Consider the following 21,031-nt stretch of genomic DNA (forward strand, 5'->3'; position numbering starts at 1 on the left):
CGAGGACCGCGATGTGGGGCAGGGATGGCCGCCCGCGTTAGATGGATCGAGCGCGAGTGTTGCACGATCCTCCAGATCGTGACCGGCGCGGGTTGCGCGTCGAGTGCCGGCGAAGGATAGCAGCGGCATGGACACGATCGACGATCTCGCCGCGCTCATGCTGCGCCACTCCCCGGAACAGGGGATCCAGGCGACGGCGATCCCGCGATTGTGGCTGATCCGCGGGGATGCACCGACGATGCCGGTGCCCGCGGTGTACGAGGCGTCGCTTTGCCTGATCGCGCAAGGCTCCAAATGCGTTGCGCTGGGCGATCTGGAGCTCGTCTATGACGCGTCGCGCTTCCTGGTGGTGTCGGTGGACCTGCCGATCGTCGGCCGGGTGATCGATGCGTCGGCCGAGCGGCCCTATCTCTGCTGCAAGCTCGACCTAGATCTGCGCGTGCTGGCCGACCTGGTCCTCGAAACGCAGCGGCCGGTCCGCGGCGACGCGGCACCCGTGCTCGCCGCGCATCCGAGCGACGGCGCGCTGATCGATGCGGTGGCGCGGCTCGTCCGGCTGCTCGGCGAGCCCGACGCGATGCCCGTGCTTGCGCCGCTGATCGAACGCGAGATCCTGTGGCGGCTGCTCGCGGGTCCGCATGGCGGCACGCTGCGCAACCTCGTCGCGGGCGACACTCACCTTCGCCAGGTGGCGCGCGCGATCGCGCTGATCCGGGAACGCTACGCCGAACCCGTCCGGATTGAGGAGATCGCTGCGGTGGCGGGGATGAGCGCGTCGTCGCTCCACGCGCATTTCCGCGCGATTACCCGCGTGACGCCGCTCGAATACCAGAAGCAGCTCCGGCTTCAGGAAGCGCGGCGGCTGATGCTGGTCGAGGGCAAAGCAGCGGGCGCGGCGGGGTTCGCCGTCGGCTATGACAGTCCGTCGCAGTTCAGCCGCGAATATCGCCGCCTGTTCGGCGCACCCCCGCGCGAGGATGTGGAGCGGCTGCTGGTCGCGGGCGAGCGCGCCGCGGCGGCTTAGCCGTCAGAGGCCGGTCAGCCACTCCGCGACGACGCGGCGTCCGGCGGCGACCGCGCGCGGACCGTTCGCGTCGTGCGCGGCGCGCATCGCGTTGGGATCGGTGCCCGCCAGCGCGAGATAGTCGACATCCTCGATCCACTCGGCGAAGCGCTCGTCCTCGCCCATCTCGGGATGGCATTGCAGCGCGAGCAGTTCCCGCCCGCGTCGATACGCCTGATGCGCGTAGTGCGTTGTCGAGGCGAGCAGCTCGGCGCCCTCCGGCAGGTCGAACGTGTCGCCATGCCAGTGGAGCACCGGTACGCCGGCAAGGTGGCGGACGGGCGAGGCGCGGCCCGCTTCGTTGAGCTCGATCGGCGCGAAGCCCACTTCTTTCACCGGCCCCGGATAGACCGGCGAGCCGAGCGCAGCGGCGATCATCTGGGCGCCCAGGCAGACGCCGAGCACGGGCAGGTTGCGGTCGAGCCGCTCGGCCAGCGCGGCGATCTCGGGCTCGATCCAGGGATGCGCGTCGCGCTCATAGACACCCATCGGCCCGCCCATCAGCACGACCAGGTCGGGTGACAGGAAGTCGGTCGCCGCGAATTCGGGCGCGGTCACGTCGACGCGGTCGATCTCGTAACCGGCCGCCTCGACGGGCTGGCGGAAACCGGCGATCCCCTCATAGGGGGTGTGGCGGATGACGAGGGCGCGCTTCATGGGGTTCAGGCTAACGCCGCGCCCGGCGCGATCAAGCCGTCAGCAGGCGTAGAATTGCTTGGGCCTGCTCCATTCCCGATTGCGGCACCCGCTCGCGCGAGCGGTCGGTGATCGCCGACCAGTGCGCCGCGACACCCTCGGGCGAGAGGTCTGCGCCGGACAGCGCGACGCCTTCGGTCAGGGTGATGTACGCGGCCTGGAACGCGCCGGCGCCGGCGCCGACGATCATGTTGGAGGGGGCGTTCTCGCTGACGAGGAAGAGCGCGGCGGGGGCGACGCTCTCCGGCGTAAAGCGCGCGAACGCTTCGGCGGGAAAGATATCCTCGGTCATGCGCGTGCCCGCGGTGGGCGCGATCGAGTTGACGTGGATGCCGTATTTCGCGCCCTCCAGGTGGAGCGTGCGGGCCAGGCCGACGATACCGAGCTTTGCGGCGCCATAGTTCGCCTGGCCGAAATTGCCGTACAGGCCGCTTGACGACGCGGTCATCAGAATGCGGCCATAGCGCTGGAAGCGCATCGTCTCCCACACCGCCTTGGTGACGGTTGCCGATCCGATCAGGTGGACGCGCAGCACGAATGCGAAATCGTCCGGCATCATGTTGGCGAAGCTCTTGTCGCGCAAGACGCCGGCATTGTTGATGAGGATGTCGACGCTGCCGAAGGTTTCGCGCGCCGTCTCGACCATTGCCGTCATCGCCTGCGGATCGGTGACGTCGCCGCCGTCGGCGATCGCGTGGCCACCCGCCGCTACGATCTCCGCCACGACCGCCTCAGCCGCGGCAGAGGCCCCGGTGCCGTCGCGCGCGCCGCCAAGGTCGTTGACGACCACCGCCGCCCCGCGTCGCGCGAGTTCGAGCGCATAGGCCCGGCCGAGTCCGCCACCCGCGCCGGTCACGATGGCGGTGCGCCCGTCGAAGCGGATGGTCATGGCGGTATCCCTCGTTACGATCTGTCGCCGCACGGTGTCGTGGGGAAGCGGCGGTGGCAAGACCCGGTTTAATCCGTCATCCCAGCGAAGGCTGGGATCGCTCGCGGTTGGCGCATCCCGCTGCAACCGGGAGATCCCAGCCTTCGCTGGGATGACGGCTGGCACGAAAAAGGCCCCGGCTTTCGCCGAGGCCTCTTCTCGATCAGCGATCGGGCGTCGATCAGCCGCCGCGCTGGCGGCAGCCGTCGGTCTGGCCCTTCTTGCAGATCGGGTATTCAGCCTTGGGCGCCGGCGGCGGGAAGGCCTGGTCCGGCGACATCGACGGCTGGACGCGCACGGTCGCGCCGGCGGTCGGCGTGCCCGACAGCGGCGGGGTCGAGGGCATGTAGCCGCCCTTCGGCGTCTCACCGCCCGCGGCCATCGGCTGGCCACCGGTCATGCCGCCCTGCGCCTGCATCGGCTGGCTCTGCATCGGCTGGTTCTGCATCGGCGCACCGGCCTGGCCGGCCATGCCCGGCTGCTGCTGCGCGGCCGGATCGTTCTGCATCGTGTCGGTCGGCGCCGGCGCGTTGGGGTCGGTCGGCGGCGGGGTGTTGGCGTCGGGCTGCACCTGGCCGGGCTGCGTCGACTGCGGGGTCTGCTGGGCGTAGCCGGCGCTGGCAAGGGCCAGCGCGGCGGTCATGGCGATGAGCTTCATCAAGAACTCTCCTCGTGTCCAAACGCGCTCGTCGCGCGCGTCGGCCGGTGAACGCCCGGCGCGAGGAAGGTTTCCTTTGTTTCGGTAAAGGTACGTCTCCGACGCGCTTTGATGCCGATCAATTGCCCGCGTCGAGTGCGTAGCCGGCCGAGCGGACGGTGCGGATGATGTCGGGCTTGTCGCCGACGTTGATCGCCTTGCGCAGCCGGCGGATGTGGACGTCCACGGTCCGGCTCTCGATGTCGCTGTCATGGCCCCAGACCGCGTCGAGCAGCCGCTCGCGCGAGAACACCCAGCCGGGGTGCTCGAGGAAGTGCTTGAGAAGCCGGAATTCGGTGGGGCCGAGCGGGATCACCTCGCCGCCGCGGCGAACCTTGTGCCCGACCGTGTCCATCTCAATGTCCGAATAGGTCAGCTGCTCGCCGGCCAGCGCCGGCCGCACGCGGCGCAGTACCGCGCCGACGCGCGCGACGAGCTCGCGGGGGCTGAAGGGCTTGGTCACATAATCGTCGGCGCCGGTCTCAAGCCCGCGGACGCGATCCTCCTCCTCGCCGCGCGCGGTCAGCATGATGATCGGCACGTTCGCCGTCTCGGGCATCCGGCGAAGGCGCCGGCAGACCTCGATCCCCGACAACCCCTCGACCATCCAGTCGAGGAGGACGATGTCAGGCGTCGCTTCCTTGGCGAGCAGCAGCGCCTCCTCGCCATCTGGGGTCTGCTTGACCTCGAAATCCTCGCGCTTGAAATGCCATGCGAGCAGTTCGGCAAGCGCCGCATCATCCTCGACCAGCAACATCTTGACCCGGGCCATCGTCGTCCTTTCAGCTGGCACGTTCGCGCTCGCCCATCCGCTCGCCCGTGGCGGCGTAATGGACCATTTCGGCCAGGTTGGTCGCCTGGTCGCCGATGCGCTCGAGATTCTTGGCGATGAAGAGAAGGTGCGCCGCCTGGCTGATGGACTTGGGATTTTCCATCATGAAGGTGACGAGCGCACGGAAGATCGAATTGTAGAGATCGTCGACCACCTGGTCGCGCTTGCACACCGCCTTTGCGGCGGCGGTGTCGCGCGCGGCAAAGGCGTCGAGCACGTCGTGGAGCATCTCGGCGGCGACGTCGGCCATCGCGGGAAGCACCGACATCGGCTCGATATGCACCGACTGGTCGATCTCGACCACGCGCTTGGCGATGTTCTTGGCATGGTCGGCGACGCGTTCGAGCGTGTTGGCGAACTTCATGCCCGTCAGCACCTCGCGAAGGTCGTCGGCCATCGGCGCCCGCAGCGCGATGAGCTGGACCGCCAGCCGCTCGACCTCGCTCTCCAGCGCGTCGATGCGGCGGTCGCCCTCGACCACGCGCGCCGCCGCCTGAAGGTCGTGGCGCACCAGCGCCTCGACCGCGCACTCGATCGCCTCCTCGGCGAGGCCGCCCATCTGGGCGACCAGTCCGCGAAGCTGCCCCAGCTCGTCGTCGAAAACCTTGACCGTATGCTCGTTCATGTCGATTCCTGTCCGGCTCAGCCGTAGCGGCCGGTGATATAGTCCTTGGTGCGTTCCTGGCGGGGATTGGTGAAGATCTCCGACGTCACGCCATATTCGACCAAAGTCCCCAGGTGGAAGAAGGCCGTTCGCTGAGAGACGCGCGCGGCCTGCTGCATGTTGTGGGTGACGATGACGATGGCATAGCGGCCGCGCAGTTCGTGGATCAGCTCCTCGATCTTCGCCGTCGCGATCGGATCGAGCGCGCTGCACGGCTCGTCCATCAGAATGACTTCGGGGTCGACGGCGATCGCGCGCGCAATGCACAGCCGCTGCTGCTGCCCGCCCGACAGCGCGGTGCCGGAGTCCGCCAACCGGTCCTTGACCTCGCCCCACAGCCCCGCGCGGGTCAGCGAGCGTTCGACGATGTGGTCCAGCTCCGCCTTGCCGTTCGCCAGCCCGTGGATGCGGGGGCCATAGGCGACGTTCTCGTAGATCGATTTGGGGAACGGGTTGGGCTTCTGGAATACCATGCCGACGCGGGCGCGAAGCTGCACCACGTCCATCGCGGGGGCATAGATGTCCTCGCCGTCCAGGCGGATGTCGCCCTCGACCCGCGCGCTCGCGACCGTGTCGTTCATGCGGTTGAGGGTGCGCAGGAAGGTCGACTTGCCGCAGCCCGACGGGCCGATGAAGGCGGTGACATGGTCCATCTCGACATCGATCGAGACGTCGTTGATCGCCTGCTTGGCGCCATAGAAGACGTTGACGCCGTGCGCGGACATCTTGGGGGAGGGGGCAGGGGCGTGCATCACCAGCGGGTCTCGAAACGGTTGCGGAGGTAGATGGCGAGCGCGTTCATCGCGAGCAGGAAGACGAGCAGGACGATGATCGCCGCCGACGTCTTTTCGACGAAGCCGCGGCTCACCTGATCGGACCAGAGGAAGATCTGGACGGGCAGCACCGTCGCCGCGTCGGTCAGGTCCTCGGGCGGCGTGGCGATGAAGGCGCGCATGCCGATCATCAGGAGCGGCGCGGTCTCACCCAGCGCCCGCGCCATGCCGATGATCGTGCCCGTGAGGATGCCGGGCAGCGCGAGCGGCAGGACATGGTGGAAGACGACCTGCACGCGGCTGGCGCCGACGCCCAGCGCGGCGTCGCGGATCGACGGCGGCACCGCCTTGATCGCGTTGCGGCCGGCGATGACGATGACGGGCATGATCATCAGCGCGAGCGTCAGGCCGCCGACGACCGGCGCCGACCGTGGCATGTTGAAGGTGCCGAGGAACACCGCAAGGCCGAGCAGGCCGAAGATGATCGAGGGGACGGCGGCAAGGTTGTTGATCGACACCTCGATCAGGTCGGTCCAGCGGTTCCGGGGCGCATATTCCTCGAGATAGATCGCCGAGAGCACGCCGATCGGGAAGGCGAGGCCGAGCGTCACGAGCATCGTCAGGATCGAGCCCTTCAGCGCGCCCCAGATGCCCGCATTCGACGGGTCGGTCGAATCCGCGCCGCTCAGGAACGTCCAGTTGAAGCCGCGGGTCAGCGCTCCGGCGAGCCGCGCCACCGCCGCCTTGTCGTCGGCACGCCCGTCGCCGGTATAAGCGTCGTGGATGCCGGGCGCCGCGGGAACGGCGATCGTCACGCGGCGCGACAGGATCGTCGGATCGGCCTTGATCGCCTCTCGCACCGTGACCCACGCGCTTTCGGAGATGATGCGCTCGCCATCGTCGCCGAACGCTTGCACCGCCGCTACACCGACCGCGTTTTGGAGCCCCGCGCCGGCAAGGGCGAGATCGGCGCCCGCCCGGTTCAACTGCTCGGGCACGACGTCGAGCGACATCGCCGGGAAGTCGAGCGGCAGCTTGACCTCCGTCCGCGAAAAGCCACCGAGGCCGTTCGACACCATCGTCCACAGGAGAAACGCAAGGAACGCGCCCGACAGGCTCACCGCGCCGAGCCCCAGCCAGCGGAACCGCCGCTCGGCCGCATAGCGGCGGCGGATGCGCCGCTGCATCGCGGCGGCGCGCCAGTCGGTCGGCGCGCGGTTCGGGGTGGCGGCCTTACTCATACGCTTCCCGGTACCGCTTCACGACGCGCAGCGCGACGATGTTGAGAAGGAAGGTGATGACGAACAGCGTCAGCCCCAGCGCGAACGCGGCGAGTGTCTTGGGGCTGTCGAACTCGGCCTCGCCGGTCAGCAGGTCGACGATCTGCTTGGTGACGGTGGTCGCGCTGTCGAAGGGATTGAGGCTGATCGTCGCCGCGCCGGAGGCGGCCATGACGACGATCATCGTCTCGCCGATCGCGCGGCTGACCGCCAGCAGGATGCCGGCGACCACGCCGGGCAGCGCGGCGGGCATCAACACGCGGGCGATCGTCTCCGACCGGGTGGCCCCCATCGCCAGGCTGCCGTCGCGCATCGCCCCCGGCACCGCAGCAAGCGCATCGTCGGCCATCGAACTGACGAACGGAATGATCATCACGCCCATCACCAGTCCCGCCGCAAGCGCGCTTTCGGAACTGGCATAGGGAAGCCCGATCGCGACGGCGAACTGGCGGATCGCCGGCCCGACGGTGAGCGCGGCGAAATAGCCATAGACGACGGTCGGCACGCCCGCGAGGATCTCGAGCATCGGCTTGACCCAGCGGCGCACGCGCGGCGCCGCATATTGCGTCAGGTAGATCGCGCTCATCAGCCCGAGCGGGATCGCGACGACCATCGCGATCACCGCGCCGATGAAGAAGGTACCCCAGAACAGCGGCACCGCGCCCAGCTCCGCGCCGGGATCGGTCGCGCTGATGACCTGCGGGCTCCAGCGCGTGCCGAACAGGAAATCGGTGATTGGCACGATCGAGAAGAACCGCGCGCTTTCGACCAGCAGCGACACGAAGATGCCGAGCGTCGTCAGGATCGCGATCAGGCTGGCGACGAGCAGGATCAGCATCACCCCGCGCTCAACCCGCCACCGCGCGCGGAACGCCGGCGCGATGCGGCTGAAGGCATAGGCGCCACCGGCAAAGGCGAGCACCAGCGCGATGGCGGTGCCGACCCATGCATAACGGGTCAGATAGGTGCGATAGACGGGCGCCAGCAGCTCTGACTGCGGATTGAAGGCGCCGAGCCCCGGGTTGCGCGCGATCGCGCGTGCCTCCGCCAGGATTGCCGACCGCTCGAACGCGAAGCTCGGCAGGCCGGCGGCCTGCGGGCTGGCGAGCACCCCCTCGCGCGCGAGCTGGGGGCTGAGCCAGCCCCAGAAGGCGAGGAAGACGAAGGCGGGCACCGCGACCCACATCGCCACGTACCAGCCATGCTGGCCCGGCAGCGAATGCAGCCGGTCGCTGCCGCTGCCCTGCATCCGCACCGCACGCGCACGCGCGGTCAGCCAGCCGATCAGGGCAAGACCGATGACGAGGAAGAAGAGCGCCGACGACGACATTGCCGGTTACTCGAGCCCCGCTGGATCGAGCGTGGTGCCGCGTTCGATGATCCGTGCACTGGCGGCGCGGACCGCGCTGGGCGCCGCGATCATGCCCTTGCGCACCAGCGGGCCGTCGGGGCCCCAAGCGGCGGCATAGTCGGCGAGGAAGTCGGCCAACCCGGGAACGGGCTTCAGGTGCCGCTTCTTGACATAGATGAACAGCGGACGCGCGCCCGGATAGCGGCCGGTGGCGATCGTCTCATAGGTGGGCTCGATCCCGTCGATCGGCACGCCGTCCAGCCGGTCGGCATTCTCCTCCAGATAGCTGAAGCCGAAGATGCCGATGGCGTTCGGATTGGCGTCGAGCTTCTGGACGATCAGATTGTCGTTCTCGCCCGAGTCCACATAGGCCGCATCGTCGCGGACGCGCGTGCAGGTCCGGGCGAAGCGATCGGGATCGCTCTCCTTCCACGCCGCGGCACCGGGCAACAGCGCCTCGCACGCCGGCGCCAGGATCAGTTCGGCCAGCGCGTCGCGCGTGCCGCTGGTCGCGGGCGGACCCATGACCTGGATCGGGATGTGCGGCAGGCCCGGATTGACGTCGGACCAGAAGCGCGAGGTGTTCGGCTTGCCCCCGGGAAACGCCGCGAGCGCGCGGTAAAGGTCGGTGCGGCCGAGCGACAGGTCGGGACCGCGCGTCGATTCGGCAAAGGCGACGCCGTCGAGGCCGACCTGGATCTCGACGATCTCGGTCACGCCGTTCGCCGCGCAGCTTTCATATTCCGACTTCTTCATGCGGCGGGAGGCATTGAGGATGTCGGGATATAGCGGGCCGATGCCGGCGCAGAACTGCTTGACGCCGGCGCCGGTGCCGGTCGCCTCGATCACCGGTGCCTTGCGGTCCGGGCGCTTGTTGCGGAACTGCTCGGCGACGGCGGTGGTGAAGGGATAGACCGTCGAGGATCCGACGATCCGGATCTCATTACGCGCGGCCCCGCCCTCGTCGCACGCGGCGAGCGCAAGGGCGATGAACCCCGCCAGGGCAAGAGGTCGAAACATCGGCACGGTCCCCCGGATGCCTGGGAAGGCGGTCTGAAGCCGCTAGCATCCGATCGGTGGCCCTTTGTTGCATTGACGTTGCGGTTTGATGACACGGGCGACGGGACGAGGGTGCGTATTCGGGCGCAGGCGGGGAAAGGTAGCGCTTAGGGCGCCGCCCGCTCGATCTGATAGGTGCCGCCCTCCCACTCGACGTCGAGCGTCGCCTGCCAGTCGCGGGCGGCCGATTGGCCGAGGCGCGCGGTCAGGAGGACGGTGTCGCGATTGCCGGCGAGCTCCGCATTGCCGCGCTGCCGCGTACGGTTGCCACCGCTGCGGTTGGTGGTCTCGAGCATGTAGCTGACGCGCGTGGCCTTTTCCCATCGCCCGACGACGCGGATGGTGACGTCGGTATCGGATCGATCGACGACCAACCGGACCGGCCGGTCCGGCGGCGGATGGCTGGCTCCGGTGGCGAGGCCGGCAGCGGCGATGGCGATCATGGCGAGCGGGCTCATGCGGGCACCTCTTGGATCGGCGATTACTGGGGAGGACGAACGATCGGCCCGGTTGGGGTGACGCCCAGCCCCTCGACCAGCGCACCGATCAGGTCGAGCGTCTGCCGATCGACATCGTCGAGCGTCGCGCCCGGTCGGCCTTCTTCGGCAGGGGCGGGGGTCGGGGCGAGCGCGACCGAGGCGATCACCTGGTCGCCGGGCGCCGCGGGATCGATCGCGTTGTTGCCGAGCCGCTGCGCCGCATTCAGCGGACCGTCCGGCGCGGTGCGCACGCGTTGATCGACGAGCAGCCGCTGCTCGGGCGACAGGGTCGGCCGCTCGGGCGCGTCATAGCTGGCCGCGCGCGTCTCGATCACGCTGGCGCAGGCCGGGTCGCCGGCTGCCGCGTCGTCGCAGCGGTCGCGACCCTCCAGCCGCACGGTGCCCGCAGGGCGGCTGTCGCGGCGGCTGGACAGCGAGGCTGCCGCTTCCGCCGACCGGTCGCGGGGCGCGAGCTGGGCAGTGCCCGTTTCGGGGGTCGAGCGGCTGATCTGCGGAGTGGGGACGCCGTCGCCGACCCGGCCGACCTGTGCCGGCTGTTCGGCGTTGTGGGGTGGGGGAGCGGCGGGGTCGGAACCGTCGTCGGTGGACGCGCCCTTGGCGTCCGCGGCGCGCGCCGACGTGATCTGGTCGACACCCACATGCGCCGTGGCATTGCCACGCGAAGGGGCGGGCATCTCCGGCACGCCCTTGTCGTCATCCGACTGCGCCAGCGCGAGCGGCGCCAGCGCGAGCAGCACCGCGGTCGTCACCAGCGCCGATCTAAACATCGCCTGTGCCATCGCGTCTTTCATCCTCAGCGCGTCTGCGTGACGCGGATCGCCTGATTGCCCGACTGGACGAGCGATCCGGCCAGATTGTCGCCGACCTGCGTCCATTCGATACTGTTGTTCGAGGCTTGCTGCACCAGGTTCATGCGATTGCCGTCGCCCGATTGGACGAGGCGCGCGTGATTGTCGTCGCCATCCTGGTCGAGCGCGAGCGCGTTGTCGCTGCCCGATTGAGCGATGATCGCGCCAACATCCCCGCCGGTGGCGCGCGCGGTGACGGTCAGGCGATTGCCCGCGCCCTGCTGCTGAGCAATGTGGACGGCGTCGCCGACCCCACCCTGCGTGATGGCGGCGACGTTGTCGGTCCCGGACTGGGCGAGGTCGACATAGCCGACCGCGACGCTCTGGTGGGTCGAGGCGCGGTTGTCGGTCCCGTTCTGTCGGATGCGCGCATAATTGGCCGCGCCGGTCTGTGCGATCGCTGCCGAGTTGGCCTCGCCCACCTGGCTGATGAAGGCGCTGCGGTCGCGGACCATCGGCACGGCGATCGCGAAATCGTTGGCCGGTTTCGGATCGACCGCGCTGGGGTCGGGTCGGCCATGCCCGCTATTGCCCTGTGCCCCTGCATTGCCGTTGTTGCCGCCGCACGGATTGCCGTTGCCCTTGGTACAGGGAGAACCGGGCGGCGTCTTGTCGTTCGCCGCGATTGCCGGGTGGGCGGCCAAGAGCAGGACGGGCAGGATCAGGATGCGGCGCATGAGCGGTTTCCTAGAAAGCAGAACGATGCCGGCGGGGCAGGGATGCCCCGCCGACAGGCTGGGCCTTACATGCCTGCGTTCTGAGAGACGGTGGCGACATGGCCGCCGCCGTTCTGGCTGACCGACGAGATGTTGCCCGACAGGCCCTGCATCACAACCGCGCTGTTGGCGACGCCCGTGCCGTTTTGAACAATCGTCGACTCGTTCAGGATGCCGCCCTGCGTCAGCTCGGCCGAGTTGTTCAGGCCGTCCTGCGAGACGAACGACGTGCCGCCGACGCCCGTCTGCGTGACGGTCGCTTCGTTGTCACGGCTCGACGAGGCGAGGATGATGTCGGTCTGGCCGGTGCCCTGCATGACGGCCGAGCGGTTGTCCGAGCCGCCCTGCACGACGGTCGCCACCTGGTTCCGGCCGATCTGCATGATGCCGACAGGGCTGGCACCGGAGCCGATCGACCGGTTGCCGGTGCCCGTCTGCGTCACGCTGGCCGTCTGGTCGCGGCCATACTGGCTGATCGTCGACTGGTGATCGGCGCCGGTCTGCGAGACGGTGGCCGAGTCGTTCTCGTTAACAGGCAGGTTGGCATAGATCGGCCCGAACACCTGCGTGCGCTGGCGCGCCGCTGCCTGCGACACTTCCGAGCGGTTGCCGGTGCCGGTCTGGCTCACGACCGCGTCCGATCCATCGGCGAGCCCGACGACCTCCGAACCGTTGTCCGTACCGATCTGCATGATGTCAACGGTCGAGCCGGCGCCGACCTGCAGCACGTTCGAGGTGTTGGTCATGCCGTCCTGCTGGACGTCGACGAAGCTGCCGAGCCCCGCCTGCGTTACGTCGGAGACATTGCCTTCGCCCTGCTGGTCGACGGTGACGTCGGCAAGGCCGGCGAGCTGGTCGACGGTCGATTCGTTGCGCTCGCCATCCTGGGTCACGTTGACCGACGAGAAGGCGCCGGCCTGGTCGACGGTCGAGCTGTTGCCGAGCGTGCCGGCATTGTCGTTGCTTTGCACGACGTCGATCGTCGAGGACACGCCGATCTGGCCCACGTCCGAGCTGTTGCGCGATCCGGTCTGGTCGACGGTCGTGCGGACATTGGCGCTTAGCGCGCCCTGAAAGACCGTCGACTGGTTGGCGGTGCCGTCCTGCGTCACATCGACGAGCGAGGCATCGCCGCGCTGGTCGACGTCCGAGTCATTGCCCGCACCCGTCTGGGAGACGAGGGTCTCGCTGTTCGACGCGGTCGCCGCCTGGTTGACGAGCGAGTCGTTGGTCGCGCCGGCGGTCGCCGTCTGGTTGACGGTCACGCTGCTGCCGTTCGTCGCGGCCTGCGTGACGACGGAGCTGTTCTTGCCGCCGCTCGCGCCCTGCGTGACCTCGACGCTGCTGTTCGACCCGGTCTGCGTCACCGTCGAGTTGCTCTGGCCCATTGCGGGGGCGGCGGCGAACATGGCGAGCGCCGGGACGCCCGAAAGAATGATGGTCTTCATGATCGATCCTTCAAATCCGGAGCGATGCCGGCGGCGACCCCTGGCCGCGCGCCGGCATCAAGGGTTCACATGCCGCCCGACTGGGTGACGATCGCGCTGTTGCTGGTGCCCGACTGAGTGACATCGGAGTTGTTGCCGATGCCGCTCTGGACCACGGTCGCGCTGTGGCCGCTGCCGCCCGTCTGCCAGACGTTTGAGCCGTTATCCGTGCCCGACTGGCTGACATCGGCCGACGACGCCGAGGCGGTCTGGTCGATCAGCGAGGCGAGCTCGCTGCCGTTCTGGAACAGCTTGGCGCTGTTGTTGGCACCCGACTGATCGACGCGCGACGTGTTGCCGGTGGTGGCGGTGTTGGTGCCCGTCTGGTTCACGCTGGCGGCGTTGCCATCGCCACCACGCTGCAGGATCGTCGAGTCGTTGTAGCGACCGTTCTGCACCGTCGACGCGGCATAGGTGCCGAGGCTGGCGTTCGCCGACGACGAGACCTGCTGGACGTCCGACGTGTTATAGGCGCCGATCTGCTGGACATAGGCGCTGGTGTCGCCCGCCTGATAGACGTCGCTGAGGTTCTCGTCGCCCGTTTGCGTGACGTCGATCAGGCCGCCGTTGCCGAACTGCTCGACATAGGACACGTTGGTCGGCGCGTTCGCCGGCAGGCCGAGGTTCTGGCCCTGCTGCGTGACGTTGACGACCGAGCCGGTGCCCGACTGCTTCACGTCCGAGGCGTTGCGCGCGAACGGATCATTCCCGCCCTGCGTCACGGTCAGCGCGTTGCCGCTGCCCGCCTGCTGCGAGACCGAGGTGTTGTAGACGCCGGTCTGGCTGATCGTCGCCGATACACCCGTGCCCGTCTGAACCGCGTTGGCGCGGTTCAGCGTGCCGTTCTGCGTGATCGACGCGTTCGAACCGTTCGAACCCGCATCCTGCCGCACCAGCGCGACGTTGTTGGTGTAGGGCTGACCCGCCGATGATACCGGCAGGGCCACGCCGTCCCAATTACGCGGGCCGAGCGTGTTGGCGCCGCCGCCCTGCGTCACCGACGCACTCGAGCCCGACGACTGGTCGACATCGGCATAGTTGCCGTTGCTGGTCTGCGTGACCGTCGCGGTCGCCCCGGCCGCCGTCGCGCGCTGGGCGACGAATGCCTTGTTGTTGTCGGCATCGGTCGCGCCCGACCCTTGCGTGATCGTCGCGCTGACGGGCACCGCTGCCTGAAGGACGTCGGCCAGGTTGCCGTCGCCCGTCTGGGTCACGGTCGCCTTGGCATTGTCGCCGGCGACGACCGGGCTGCTCGCCGGATTGGCGTTGCCGCTGCCGTCGGCGGTTTGCCTGACCGACGCTTCGTTGTCGCTACCCGTCTGCGTCACCGTCGCGGCGGCGAAGTTGCCGCTCTGGTCGATGGTGGCGAGGTTGTCGTTGCCCGTCTGGACGACGTCCGCAACGGTGTTGTCGCCCGACTGTTCGACGAAGCTCTCGTTGCCGTCACCCGTCTGGGTCACGCCCACGCCCACGCCGCTTTCGACGTTGCCCAGGTTGTTGTCGGGATCGCCGACATCGCCGTTGGTGCCGCTCTGGCGCACTTCGGAGACGTTGCCCGTGCCGACCTGGCGCACGCCAGCCTCGTTGAAGCGGTTCGACTGCTCGATAAAGGAGCGGCTCGCCCCATCCTGATAAACGGCGGCGTTCTGCGCGCCGGTTCTCTGGCGGATTTCGGAATCGGCGGCGCCGCTCTCCTGGATCACGCTGGCGCGCTGGTCGCTGCCCGTCTGGCTGACGCTGCTGGTTGCGGCGTTCGTCAACGCGCGCTGGTAGACTTCGGCGCGGCCGCCGGTGCCGCTCTGCGTCACGAACGAGCCGGTGGAGGTGCCACCGCCCACACCGGCCTGATCGACGCGCGCGCCGTTGTTCAGGCCCGTCTGGTTGACGGTCGAGCGCATGCCCGACGAGCCGGCCGACTGCGTCACCGCCGCGGCGAGCTGGCCGCCATTCTGAGTGACGCTCGAGCGGCCGTTGGCGCCCGCCTGGCTGACGGTCGTCGCGACCGAACGGCCGCTGTTGGCACCATTGGCAAAGGTCTGCGTGCCGCCGGTCTGGTCGACCGTCGACTGGTTGCTGGCGCCGTTCTGCGTGACCGTGGCACCGGCATTGTTGCCCGATTGGGTCGTGGTCGAATTGTTGCTCTGGCCCATCGCCGGAGCAGCCGCGAACATCGCGAGCGCCGAGACGCTCGAAAGAATGATCGTCTTCATGATGTCGTCCTCGAATTAGGGTTGCCGCGGGCCGGCCGCGCCATTCGCGCGCCGCCCGTCGGGGCGAGCGGGGATGCCGCTCGCCCCTCCGTGGGAGATCAGTTCGGCAGCCCGCCGCCCGACTGGGTGACGTTGGCCGAATTGTTCATGCCCGACTGAGTGATGGTCGAGGTGTTGCCGAAGCCGCTCTGGCTGACGACCGCGCTGTGGCCCGATCCGGCGTTCTGATGGATGTACGAGTTGTTCGACTCGCCCGTCTGCGTCACGTCGGCCGTGCTGTTGGTCGCGTCCTGCGTGATGATCGAGCCCAGCTCCGTGCCGTTCTGAGAGACCGCCGCGGCGTTGTCCGCCCCGGCCTGCGTGATCTCGGAATTGTTGCCGTAGCCCGTCTGCTCGACATAGGCCGCATAGCCGACGGCCACGTCGACCTGGTTCGACGAGGCCGCGTTCTGCGTCACGCGCGAGACGTTGGCCTGGCCGATCTGGCTGACATAGGCATCGCTCGCCGCGGTCTGGTCGACATAGGCAAGGTTGCGATCGCTCTCGAAGCCGCCGACATTGTTGGTCTGGAACACGTTGGCGATCGCGCCGGCGCCGGACTGGTCGATATCGGCGAAGTTCTGCTGGCCGTTCTGATCGACGGTGGCCGTCGCCGCCGCCGACTGGAGGATCAGCGCTTCGTTGGTCGGGAACTGCGTCGGCGCGTTGCTGTCGGCAGTCTGGTCGACCCTGGCGGACGCGGCACCGGCGGTCGCGGTCTGGGTCACCTGCGCGCTGTTGTCGCCGTACGCGCCGCCCTGGCTGACGGCGACGGTGCCGTTGCTCGCCTGATTGACGGTGGCGTTGTTGAAGATGCCGCGCTGTTCGATCTCCAGCCCGGCGTTGCTGCCGGTCTGCCCGGCGACCGCGCGGTTGAGATGACCCTTCTGGTCGATTTCCATCTCGTTATTGTCGCCGCCCTGCGACACGCGAGCATAGTTGGCGCGCACCGGATCACCGCCCGCGGTGTCGCGGCCATCGTCGCCGCGGAGGCGCGGGACCGCGTTGCCGGAGTTGTCCTCATCCTGCTTGATGTCGACGTCGCCGTTGGTGCCCGACTGAGCGACAATCGCGTCGTTCTGGTTGTCGAGCTGGAGGACGGTGGCGATGTTGTCCTTGCCGCCCTGGCTGACTGCGGCGCCGTTCTCGCTCCCGGTCTGCGTCACCGTGGCAGTGAGGCGCGACTGGGAGACCTGCGAGAGCTGGTTGATCGTCGCTTCGTTGTCGTCGCCGGTCTGAACCACGGTGGCGGTGCTGCGATTGGCGCCGCCGGCATTGTTGACCTCCTGCCGGATGGTCGAGCTGTTGCCGTTGCCGAATTGGTCGACGTTGGCCGACGAGAAGCTGGTCGGATCCTGATCGATGCTGGAGGTGTTGTCGTCGCCCGTCTGGATGACGCCTGCCGCCGAGCTGTTCAGCGCGTTGCCGACGGTGTTGCTGTTGCCGTTCTGATTGATGGTCGAGCTGTTGCCATCGCCATTCTGGCGGACTTCGGCTTCCTGCGACGTGCCGTTCTGCGAGATGTACGAATAGCTGTCGCCGTTCTGGATCACCTCGGCATCGTTGCGGTCGCTGCCCGACTGGATCAGCACCGACTCCGCGCTGTTGCCCGACTGGCGGACCAGCACTTCATTGGCGTTGGCCGCGTTGCTGCCGTTGCCCGACTGCGTGACCTGCGAAGAACCGTTGCTGCCGGTCTGGCGGACTTCCGCTTTGTTGAAGGCGCCCGACTGCGAGACGGTGCTGCCATTGTCCTGTGCCAGTGCCGGCACGGCGGCGAGCAGAGCGGCAAAAGAAACCGAAGTCAAAATCGTCCGTTTCATGGTTGTCATTCCTCATATTGGATATGATAACCATGCCGCCCCCCGAAGAGAGGGGTTCGACATGATCGATATGCTACCCATTCTCCGCGTGACGGCGCTGCAACGCTGTCACGCGGTTTTGTCTTGAGCCAGCGACGCGCTGCAACACGCCGGTCGGCCCCTCAAAACCTGGAGTTGATTGCGTCGGCTAGGTCCCAGGCGACCCGCCGATCTGCTACATTCCCGGCTGCGACTTGTGCCGGGATCTCGTGTATCACCGCATCGCGGTGCCGCCGGCGCTGCGCACCTGGCTCGTCTCGGGCGGCGCGATGCGGCGCGGCGTCATCTTGGCAGGGGGCATCGCCGCGATGCGCTTGACCGCGTCGGCGACCGCCTTGGCATCGAGGTTGCCGGCCCGTTCCTCGCGGTAGCGATAGAGCAGGGGCCAGCCGGCCTTGGCGTCGGCGAAATCCCAGAGCTTGAGATCCACGCCCTCCATGATGATGCCGTACACCGCCTTCTCGATCGCCTGCTGAAGCGCGAGCTGATCGGGTTCGTTGGTGGTGTAGCCGAGCTCGGCCTCGAGCAGTTCGCGAAAGGCCACGAAGCGGAAGGCGCTGGCGCCCAGCGATTGCGAGGCGATCGTCTTGGAGGCCGTGACCGTCGTCAGCACCTCGCCCGTGCGAACCGACACGGCGCGAAGATAGACGGTGACAGTATCCTGACGATACTGCGTTCGCGCCCCGATGCCGAGGAAGCCGGCCCCCGCGCCGCCGGTGACGGTGTTGCTGTCATAGCCGATGATCCCGCCTTCGAGCAGGACGCCGGCGAACAGCAGCGCGGGCAGCGCCTGTGGGTTGATGTTCGCCTCGCCGAGATAGCGCTCGCGCATCTCGCGGATGATCTGGCGTTCGTTGAGGAGGTTGCGAAGGCTTTCGCGCTCGACGATCGTGAACCACTGGCGATTGCCAGCGTCCTGCAACGCCTTGACCAGGATCGAGCCGCCGCCCTGGCTGACCGCCCGCGACAGGGTCTGGCCGGTCTCGCTCGGCTTGAACTGGCCGGTCTGATCGGTGAAGCCATAGACGGCGATCGCCACCGGACGCGCGGGTGGGGGGATCAGCCCCAGCGCCTTCTGCGTCTGCGTCTGCGCCGGATAGACGGCAAGGCTGCTCATCTCGGGAAGCGTGGCACGGCCCGAATCGCCGACGGTCATGCAGCCGGCAAGCATCGAGGACAGGAGGATCAGCGAAGCGACGCGCATAGGTCAGCCGAGGTCCACGAAGGTCGGGATGACGATGGTCGTGACTTCGCCCGTTGCGTCGTTGGTGATGTTGATCGTCACCTCGTCGAGTGTTCGGAAGAAATCGACCGTCTGGCCGCCAAAGCTGATCTTGCCCTGTTCCTGCGGGTTCTCCCCGAAAATCGCATTCACGATCTGGGACGAGAGGGAGGAGAGCAGCCGAGATTCGAGCTGGCGGCGGAACACGTCGGCCTGGGAGTTGGTCGAGGTGGCGCGAACCGACGCCGGGTCCTTGTAGTCGTTCTGCGCGTTCGCGATGCCGAGCAGATGAGACGAGTTGAACGGATTGCCACCGAAGGACGGATTGACCGGTGTGTAGACCATGTCCTGTGCCGCGGCGGGCGAAATCATGGCGATCGTCGCAGCCAATACGCCAGCCCTCACGCAACGCCCCACGGGCGCCGCGCGCTGATACTTACCCACCATCAGGAACACCCCCTAAAGTCTGTCTGGACGTGCGAGCAACGCTTCCCCCGACTCGCCGCCATTAATCGATCATTAACTGCCGGACAGGATTCATCATCCCCCAAATTGGGTATTGACCGCTTTCAGCCGCGACTTGTTTTTGGTTGTGCGGAATTGGTACATTGCTGATCTCCGTTGAACCGGTATGGTGTCGCGAGCGTATCGCTGCTGTTGATCGAGGTCGGTACTTGGCAAACGCTGCGAAAAATTGGCGCCGGTTCAAGCTGATCCATCCTGCGCCAAACGGGTCCGTTTTGGACTATTCGTAACGGTAGCGATTAAGCCGATGCAGTAACTGCTCGCGCGATCCGACACCTAGCTTCTGGTAGATCCGCCGAAGATGCGTGCGGACGGTCATCACCGACACGTTCGATGCGCTGGCGATCACATCCGCGGTGCTGCCGCGAAGCAGCGCTAGTACGATACGGTTCTCCGACGCGGTCAGGCCGAAGATCGATTCGAAATCATGGTATCGTGGCGTCGAGAGTTCGGTATCGGGCGTAATGAGCAGCGAGACATACTCGCCCTGCGGATCCGGCAAGCGGCGACCGCTGAACAACAGCCACCCGCCATCCTCGCCAAGCGGAAGCGCCATGGCGCCGATCTGAACCAGGTCGCGCACAAAACCAGCGACCTGCCGCTCATGGTCGGCATGGAAGAACTGCAACCGGTCATGATGGTTGGCGACCGCGCGCCCGGTGCCGAGCAGGCGATCCGCTGCGGCATTGCTCCATTGGACCGACAAGCCAGGACCGACGACCAATCGAGCGCGCTGGTCCTCGAGCAGTTGTTGGGCGAAGGCGGCTGTCCCGGGCGGGAGGTTCGCGGCAAGAAGCGGCAAGGATGCAGGACCTTTGGCTGTCGTGTTCGGTCGCGACCCGCAATCTTGTTGGCCTGAAATTCCAACGACGGCCATGGTTGTCAATATGTAAACCGGAATGCCACAATTTGCATCCTGTTGCGAAGTGCCGCGTAACCCCGAGACCGGGCGGCGTTTTTCACAACGGTCGGTGCGCTCGTTAGCCGCCGGCCGCCGCCGGCAGCAGGACCGTCACCGTCGTGCCGTTTCCCGGCTTGCTGGCGATGTCGAGGCGGCCGCGGTGGCGTTCGACGATGTGCTTGACGATCGACAGGCCGAGGCCGGTGCCGCCCGCCTGGCGGCTGCGCCCCGAATCGACGCGGTAGAAGCGCTCGGTCAGGCGCGGGAGATGCTCGGGGGCGATGCCGTCGCCTTCGTCGCGGACGGCGAGGCGGACCATCGCGCCGCCGTCGTGGCGCAGTTCGACCATCACCGGCGTGCCCGGGCGCCCGTATTTCAGCGCGTTGCCGATCAAATTGTGGAGCACCTGGCTCAGTTGCGCACGGTCGCCCTTTACCGCCGGGGCGTCGCCCACCGCGGTGACGAGGTCGGCGGCGCGGCCGTCGGCGATGCTCGCGACCTCGGCACGGACCTCCTCGACCAGCTCGCCCAGGCGGACGACCTGGTCGGGCTCACGATACTTCTCTGCTTCGATCCGCGACAGGCTCATCAGGTCGTCGACCAGCCGCCGCATCCGCGTCGCCTCGCCGAACATGATCTTGAGGAAGCGGTCTCGCGTCTCGGGATCGTCGCCGGCGCCCTCGCGCAGCGTTTCGATGAAGCCGAGGATCGAGGCGAGCGGCGTGCGCAGCTCGTGGCTGGCATTGGCGACGAAGTCGACGCGGATCTTGTCGGCGGCATAGCTGCCGGTTCGGTCGATCAGATGGACGACGCGCAGCGACGGCCCGGCGGCGCGGACGTGCATCTCCCAGCGCTGCTCGCGCGTGCCGACACCGACCAGCTCGATCGGCGCGTCATTGCCGGACAGCGGCGCGGTCAGCCGCTCGGCCGCGGCGGGGTGGCGGATGGCGAGGCGGACGTCGTCGCCCAGGATGTGCTGGCCGAGCAGCGCGCGCGCCGGCGCGTTGGCGCGGACGACGCGGCGGTCGGCCACCACCAGCACGGGCTCGACCACCGCCTCGATCACGTCGCTGACCAGCGCGTCGGGGGCAGCCGCGGGCGTCGCGGCGACCGGTGTGGCGGCGCGCGGCTCGTCCGACTCGGTACCGAGGGCGACCAGCACCGCGGCGATCGCGCCGACGATCGCCACCAGCGTCGCCGACACGTCGCCCCCGATGATGAGCGCCGCCGCGCCGCTCGCCACCGCCAATGCCAGCGCAATCCCTGCGCGAATCGCCCGATCGCCGCCCATGTCCCCCGCGCTACCTGATCGCCCGGCGAAAGTCGCCCGCGGGCGTTATTGACCGCGGGCGCCCCCTTCGCCAAGGGATGCGGCCTT

At 68.0% G+C, this 21,031-nt stretch carries 20 protein-coding genes; 1 reads left to right on the plus strand and 19 read right to left on the minus strand.

Annotation, left to right across the window (positions count from 1 at the left end; translation table 11 throughout):
* Nucleotides 1–127: 127 nt before the first annotated feature.
* Nucleotides 128–1,024, plus strand: a complete 897-nt coding sequence (locus RS883_RS10010) for an AraC family transcriptional regulator (RefSeq protein ID WP_315760062.1) — start codon at nt 128–130, stop codon at nt 1,022–1,024.
* A gap of 3 nt (nt 1,025–1,027) precedes the next feature.
* Here the strand turns inward: RS883_RS10010 and RS883_RS10015 are convergent, their stop codons facing one another.
* The 19 genes from RS883_RS10015 to RS883_RS10105 form a co-directional block, all read right to left on the minus strand.
* Nucleotides 1,028–1,720 carry a glutamine amidotransferase gene (locus RS883_RS10015; protein WP_315760064.1) on the minus strand — a complete coding sequence of 231 codons (693 nt, stop codon included), beginning with the start codon at nt 1,718–1,720 and terminating at the stop codon, nt 1,028–1,030.
* A 31-nt stretch (nt 1,721–1,751) separates the two neighbouring features.
* Nucleotides 1,752–2,648 (minus strand): SDR family NAD(P)-dependent oxidoreductase, encoded by an 897-nt coding sequence (locus RS883_RS10020; RefSeq protein WP_315760065.1) that lies wholly within the window; start codon nt 2,646–2,648, stop codon nt 1,752–1,754.
* A 220-nt stretch (nt 2,649–2,868) separates the two neighbouring features.
* On the minus strand, nt 2,869–3,345 hold the full coding sequence (locus RS883_RS10025; protein ID WP_315760066.1) for a hypothetical protein: 477 nt from the start codon (nt 3,343–3,345) through the stop codon (nt 2,869–2,871).
* A 118-nt stretch (nt 3,346–3,463) separates the two neighbouring features.
* Nucleotides 3,464–4,156: a phosphate regulon transcriptional regulator PhoB gene (gene phoB, locus RS883_RS10030; protein WP_096341467.1), complete on the minus strand. Its 693-nt coding sequence runs from the start codon at nt 4,154–4,156 to the stop codon at nt 3,464–3,466.
* A 10-nt stretch (nt 4,157–4,166) separates the two neighbouring features.
* Complete coding sequence (phoU, locus tag RS883_RS10035) at nt 4,167–4,841, minus strand: phosphate signaling complex protein PhoU (RefSeq protein ID WP_315760067.1); 675 nt, start codon at nt 4,839–4,841, stop codon at nt 4,167–4,169.
* A gap of 17 nt (nt 4,842–4,858) precedes the next feature.
* Nucleotides 4,859–5,632, minus strand: coding sequence for a phosphate ABC transporter ATP-binding protein PstB (pstB, locus tag RS883_RS10040; RefSeq protein WP_315760068.1), 774 nt, complete (start codon nt 5,630–5,632; stop codon nt 4,859–4,861).
* Entirely contained in the window at nt 5,632–6,894 is a 1,263-nt protein-coding gene (gene pstA / locus RS883_RS10045; RefSeq protein ID WP_315760069.1) for a phosphate ABC transporter permease PstA, read from the minus strand. Before pstA ends, pstB begins: the two co-directional genes overlap by 1 nt.
* On the minus strand, nt 6,887–8,263 hold the full coding sequence (gene pstC / locus RS883_RS10050) for a phosphate ABC transporter permease subunit PstC (protein ID WP_315760070.1): 1,377 nt from the start codon (nt 8,261–8,263) through the stop codon (nt 6,887–6,889). The genes pstA and pstC overlap by 8 nt, the downstream gene beginning before the upstream one ends.
* A gap of 6 nt (nt 8,264–8,269) precedes the next feature.
* On the minus strand, nt 8,270–9,304 hold the full coding sequence (locus RS883_RS10055) for a substrate-binding domain-containing protein (RefSeq protein WP_315760071.1): 1,035 nt from the start codon (nt 9,302–9,304) through the stop codon (nt 8,270–8,272).
* 146 nt (nt 9,305–9,450) lie between these two features.
* A complete protein-coding gene (gene csgH / locus RS883_RS10060) occupies nt 9,451–9,801 on the minus strand; it encodes a curli-like amyloid fiber formation chaperone CsgH (protein ID WP_315760072.1) in 351 nt (116 codons plus the stop codon).
* Between the two features lie 23 nt (nt 9,802–9,824).
* On the minus strand, nt 9,825–10,634 hold the full coding sequence (locus tag RS883_RS10065; RefSeq protein WP_315760073.1) for a hypothetical protein: 810 nt from the start codon (nt 10,632–10,634) through the stop codon (nt 9,825–9,827).
* A 2-nt stretch (nt 10,635–10,636) separates the two neighbouring features.
* Nucleotides 10,637–11,368 carry a hypothetical protein gene (locus RS883_RS10070; protein WP_315760074.1) on the minus strand — a complete coding sequence of 244 codons (732 nt, stop codon included), beginning with the start codon at nt 11,366–11,368 and terminating at the stop codon, nt 10,637–10,639.
* Between the two features lie 65 nt (nt 11,369–11,433).
* On the minus strand, nt 11,434–12,855 hold the full coding sequence (locus RS883_RS10075) for a hypothetical protein (RefSeq protein WP_315760075.1): 1,422 nt from the start codon (nt 12,853–12,855) through the stop codon (nt 11,434–11,436).
* Between the two features lie 65 nt (nt 12,856–12,920).
* On the minus strand, nt 12,921–15,104 hold the full coding sequence (locus tag RS883_RS10080; protein ID WP_315760076.1) for a hypothetical protein: 2,184 nt from the start codon (nt 15,102–15,104) through the stop codon (nt 12,921–12,923).
* A gap of 98 nt (nt 15,105–15,202) precedes the next feature.
* Nucleotides 15,203–16,966 (minus strand): hypothetical protein, encoded by a 1,764-nt coding sequence (locus tag RS883_RS10085; RefSeq protein ID WP_315760077.1) that lies wholly within the window; start codon nt 16,964–16,966, stop codon nt 15,203–15,205.
* A gap of 253 nt (nt 16,967–17,219) precedes the next feature.
* Nucleotides 17,220–18,209, minus strand: coding sequence for a CsgG/HfaB family protein (locus tag RS883_RS10090; protein WP_315760078.1), 990 nt, complete (start codon nt 18,207–18,209; stop codon nt 17,220–17,222).
* Nucleotides 18,210–18,212: 3 nt separating this feature from the next.
* A complete protein-coding gene (locus tag RS883_RS10095; RefSeq protein ID WP_315765053.1) occupies nt 18,213–18,674 on the minus strand; it encodes a curli assembly protein CsgF in 462 nt (153 codons plus the stop codon).
* Nucleotides 18,675–18,972: 298 nt separating this feature from the next.
* A complete protein-coding gene (locus RS883_RS10100) occupies nt 18,973–19,554 on the minus strand; it encodes a helix-turn-helix transcriptional regulator (RefSeq protein WP_315760079.1) in 582 nt (193 codons plus the stop codon).
* A 178-nt stretch (nt 19,555–19,732) separates the two neighbouring features.
* Nucleotides 19,733–20,944, minus strand: a complete 1,212-nt coding sequence (locus RS883_RS10105) for an ATP-binding protein (protein WP_315760080.1) — start codon at nt 20,942–20,944, stop codon at nt 19,733–19,735.
* Nucleotides 20,945–21,031: the final 87 nt, after the last annotated feature.

The organism is Sphingomonas sp. Y38-1Y (genome assembly GCF_032391395.1).
Taxonomy (GTDB): domain Bacteria; phylum Pseudomonadota; class Alphaproteobacteria; order Sphingomonadales; family Sphingomonadaceae; genus Sphingomonas.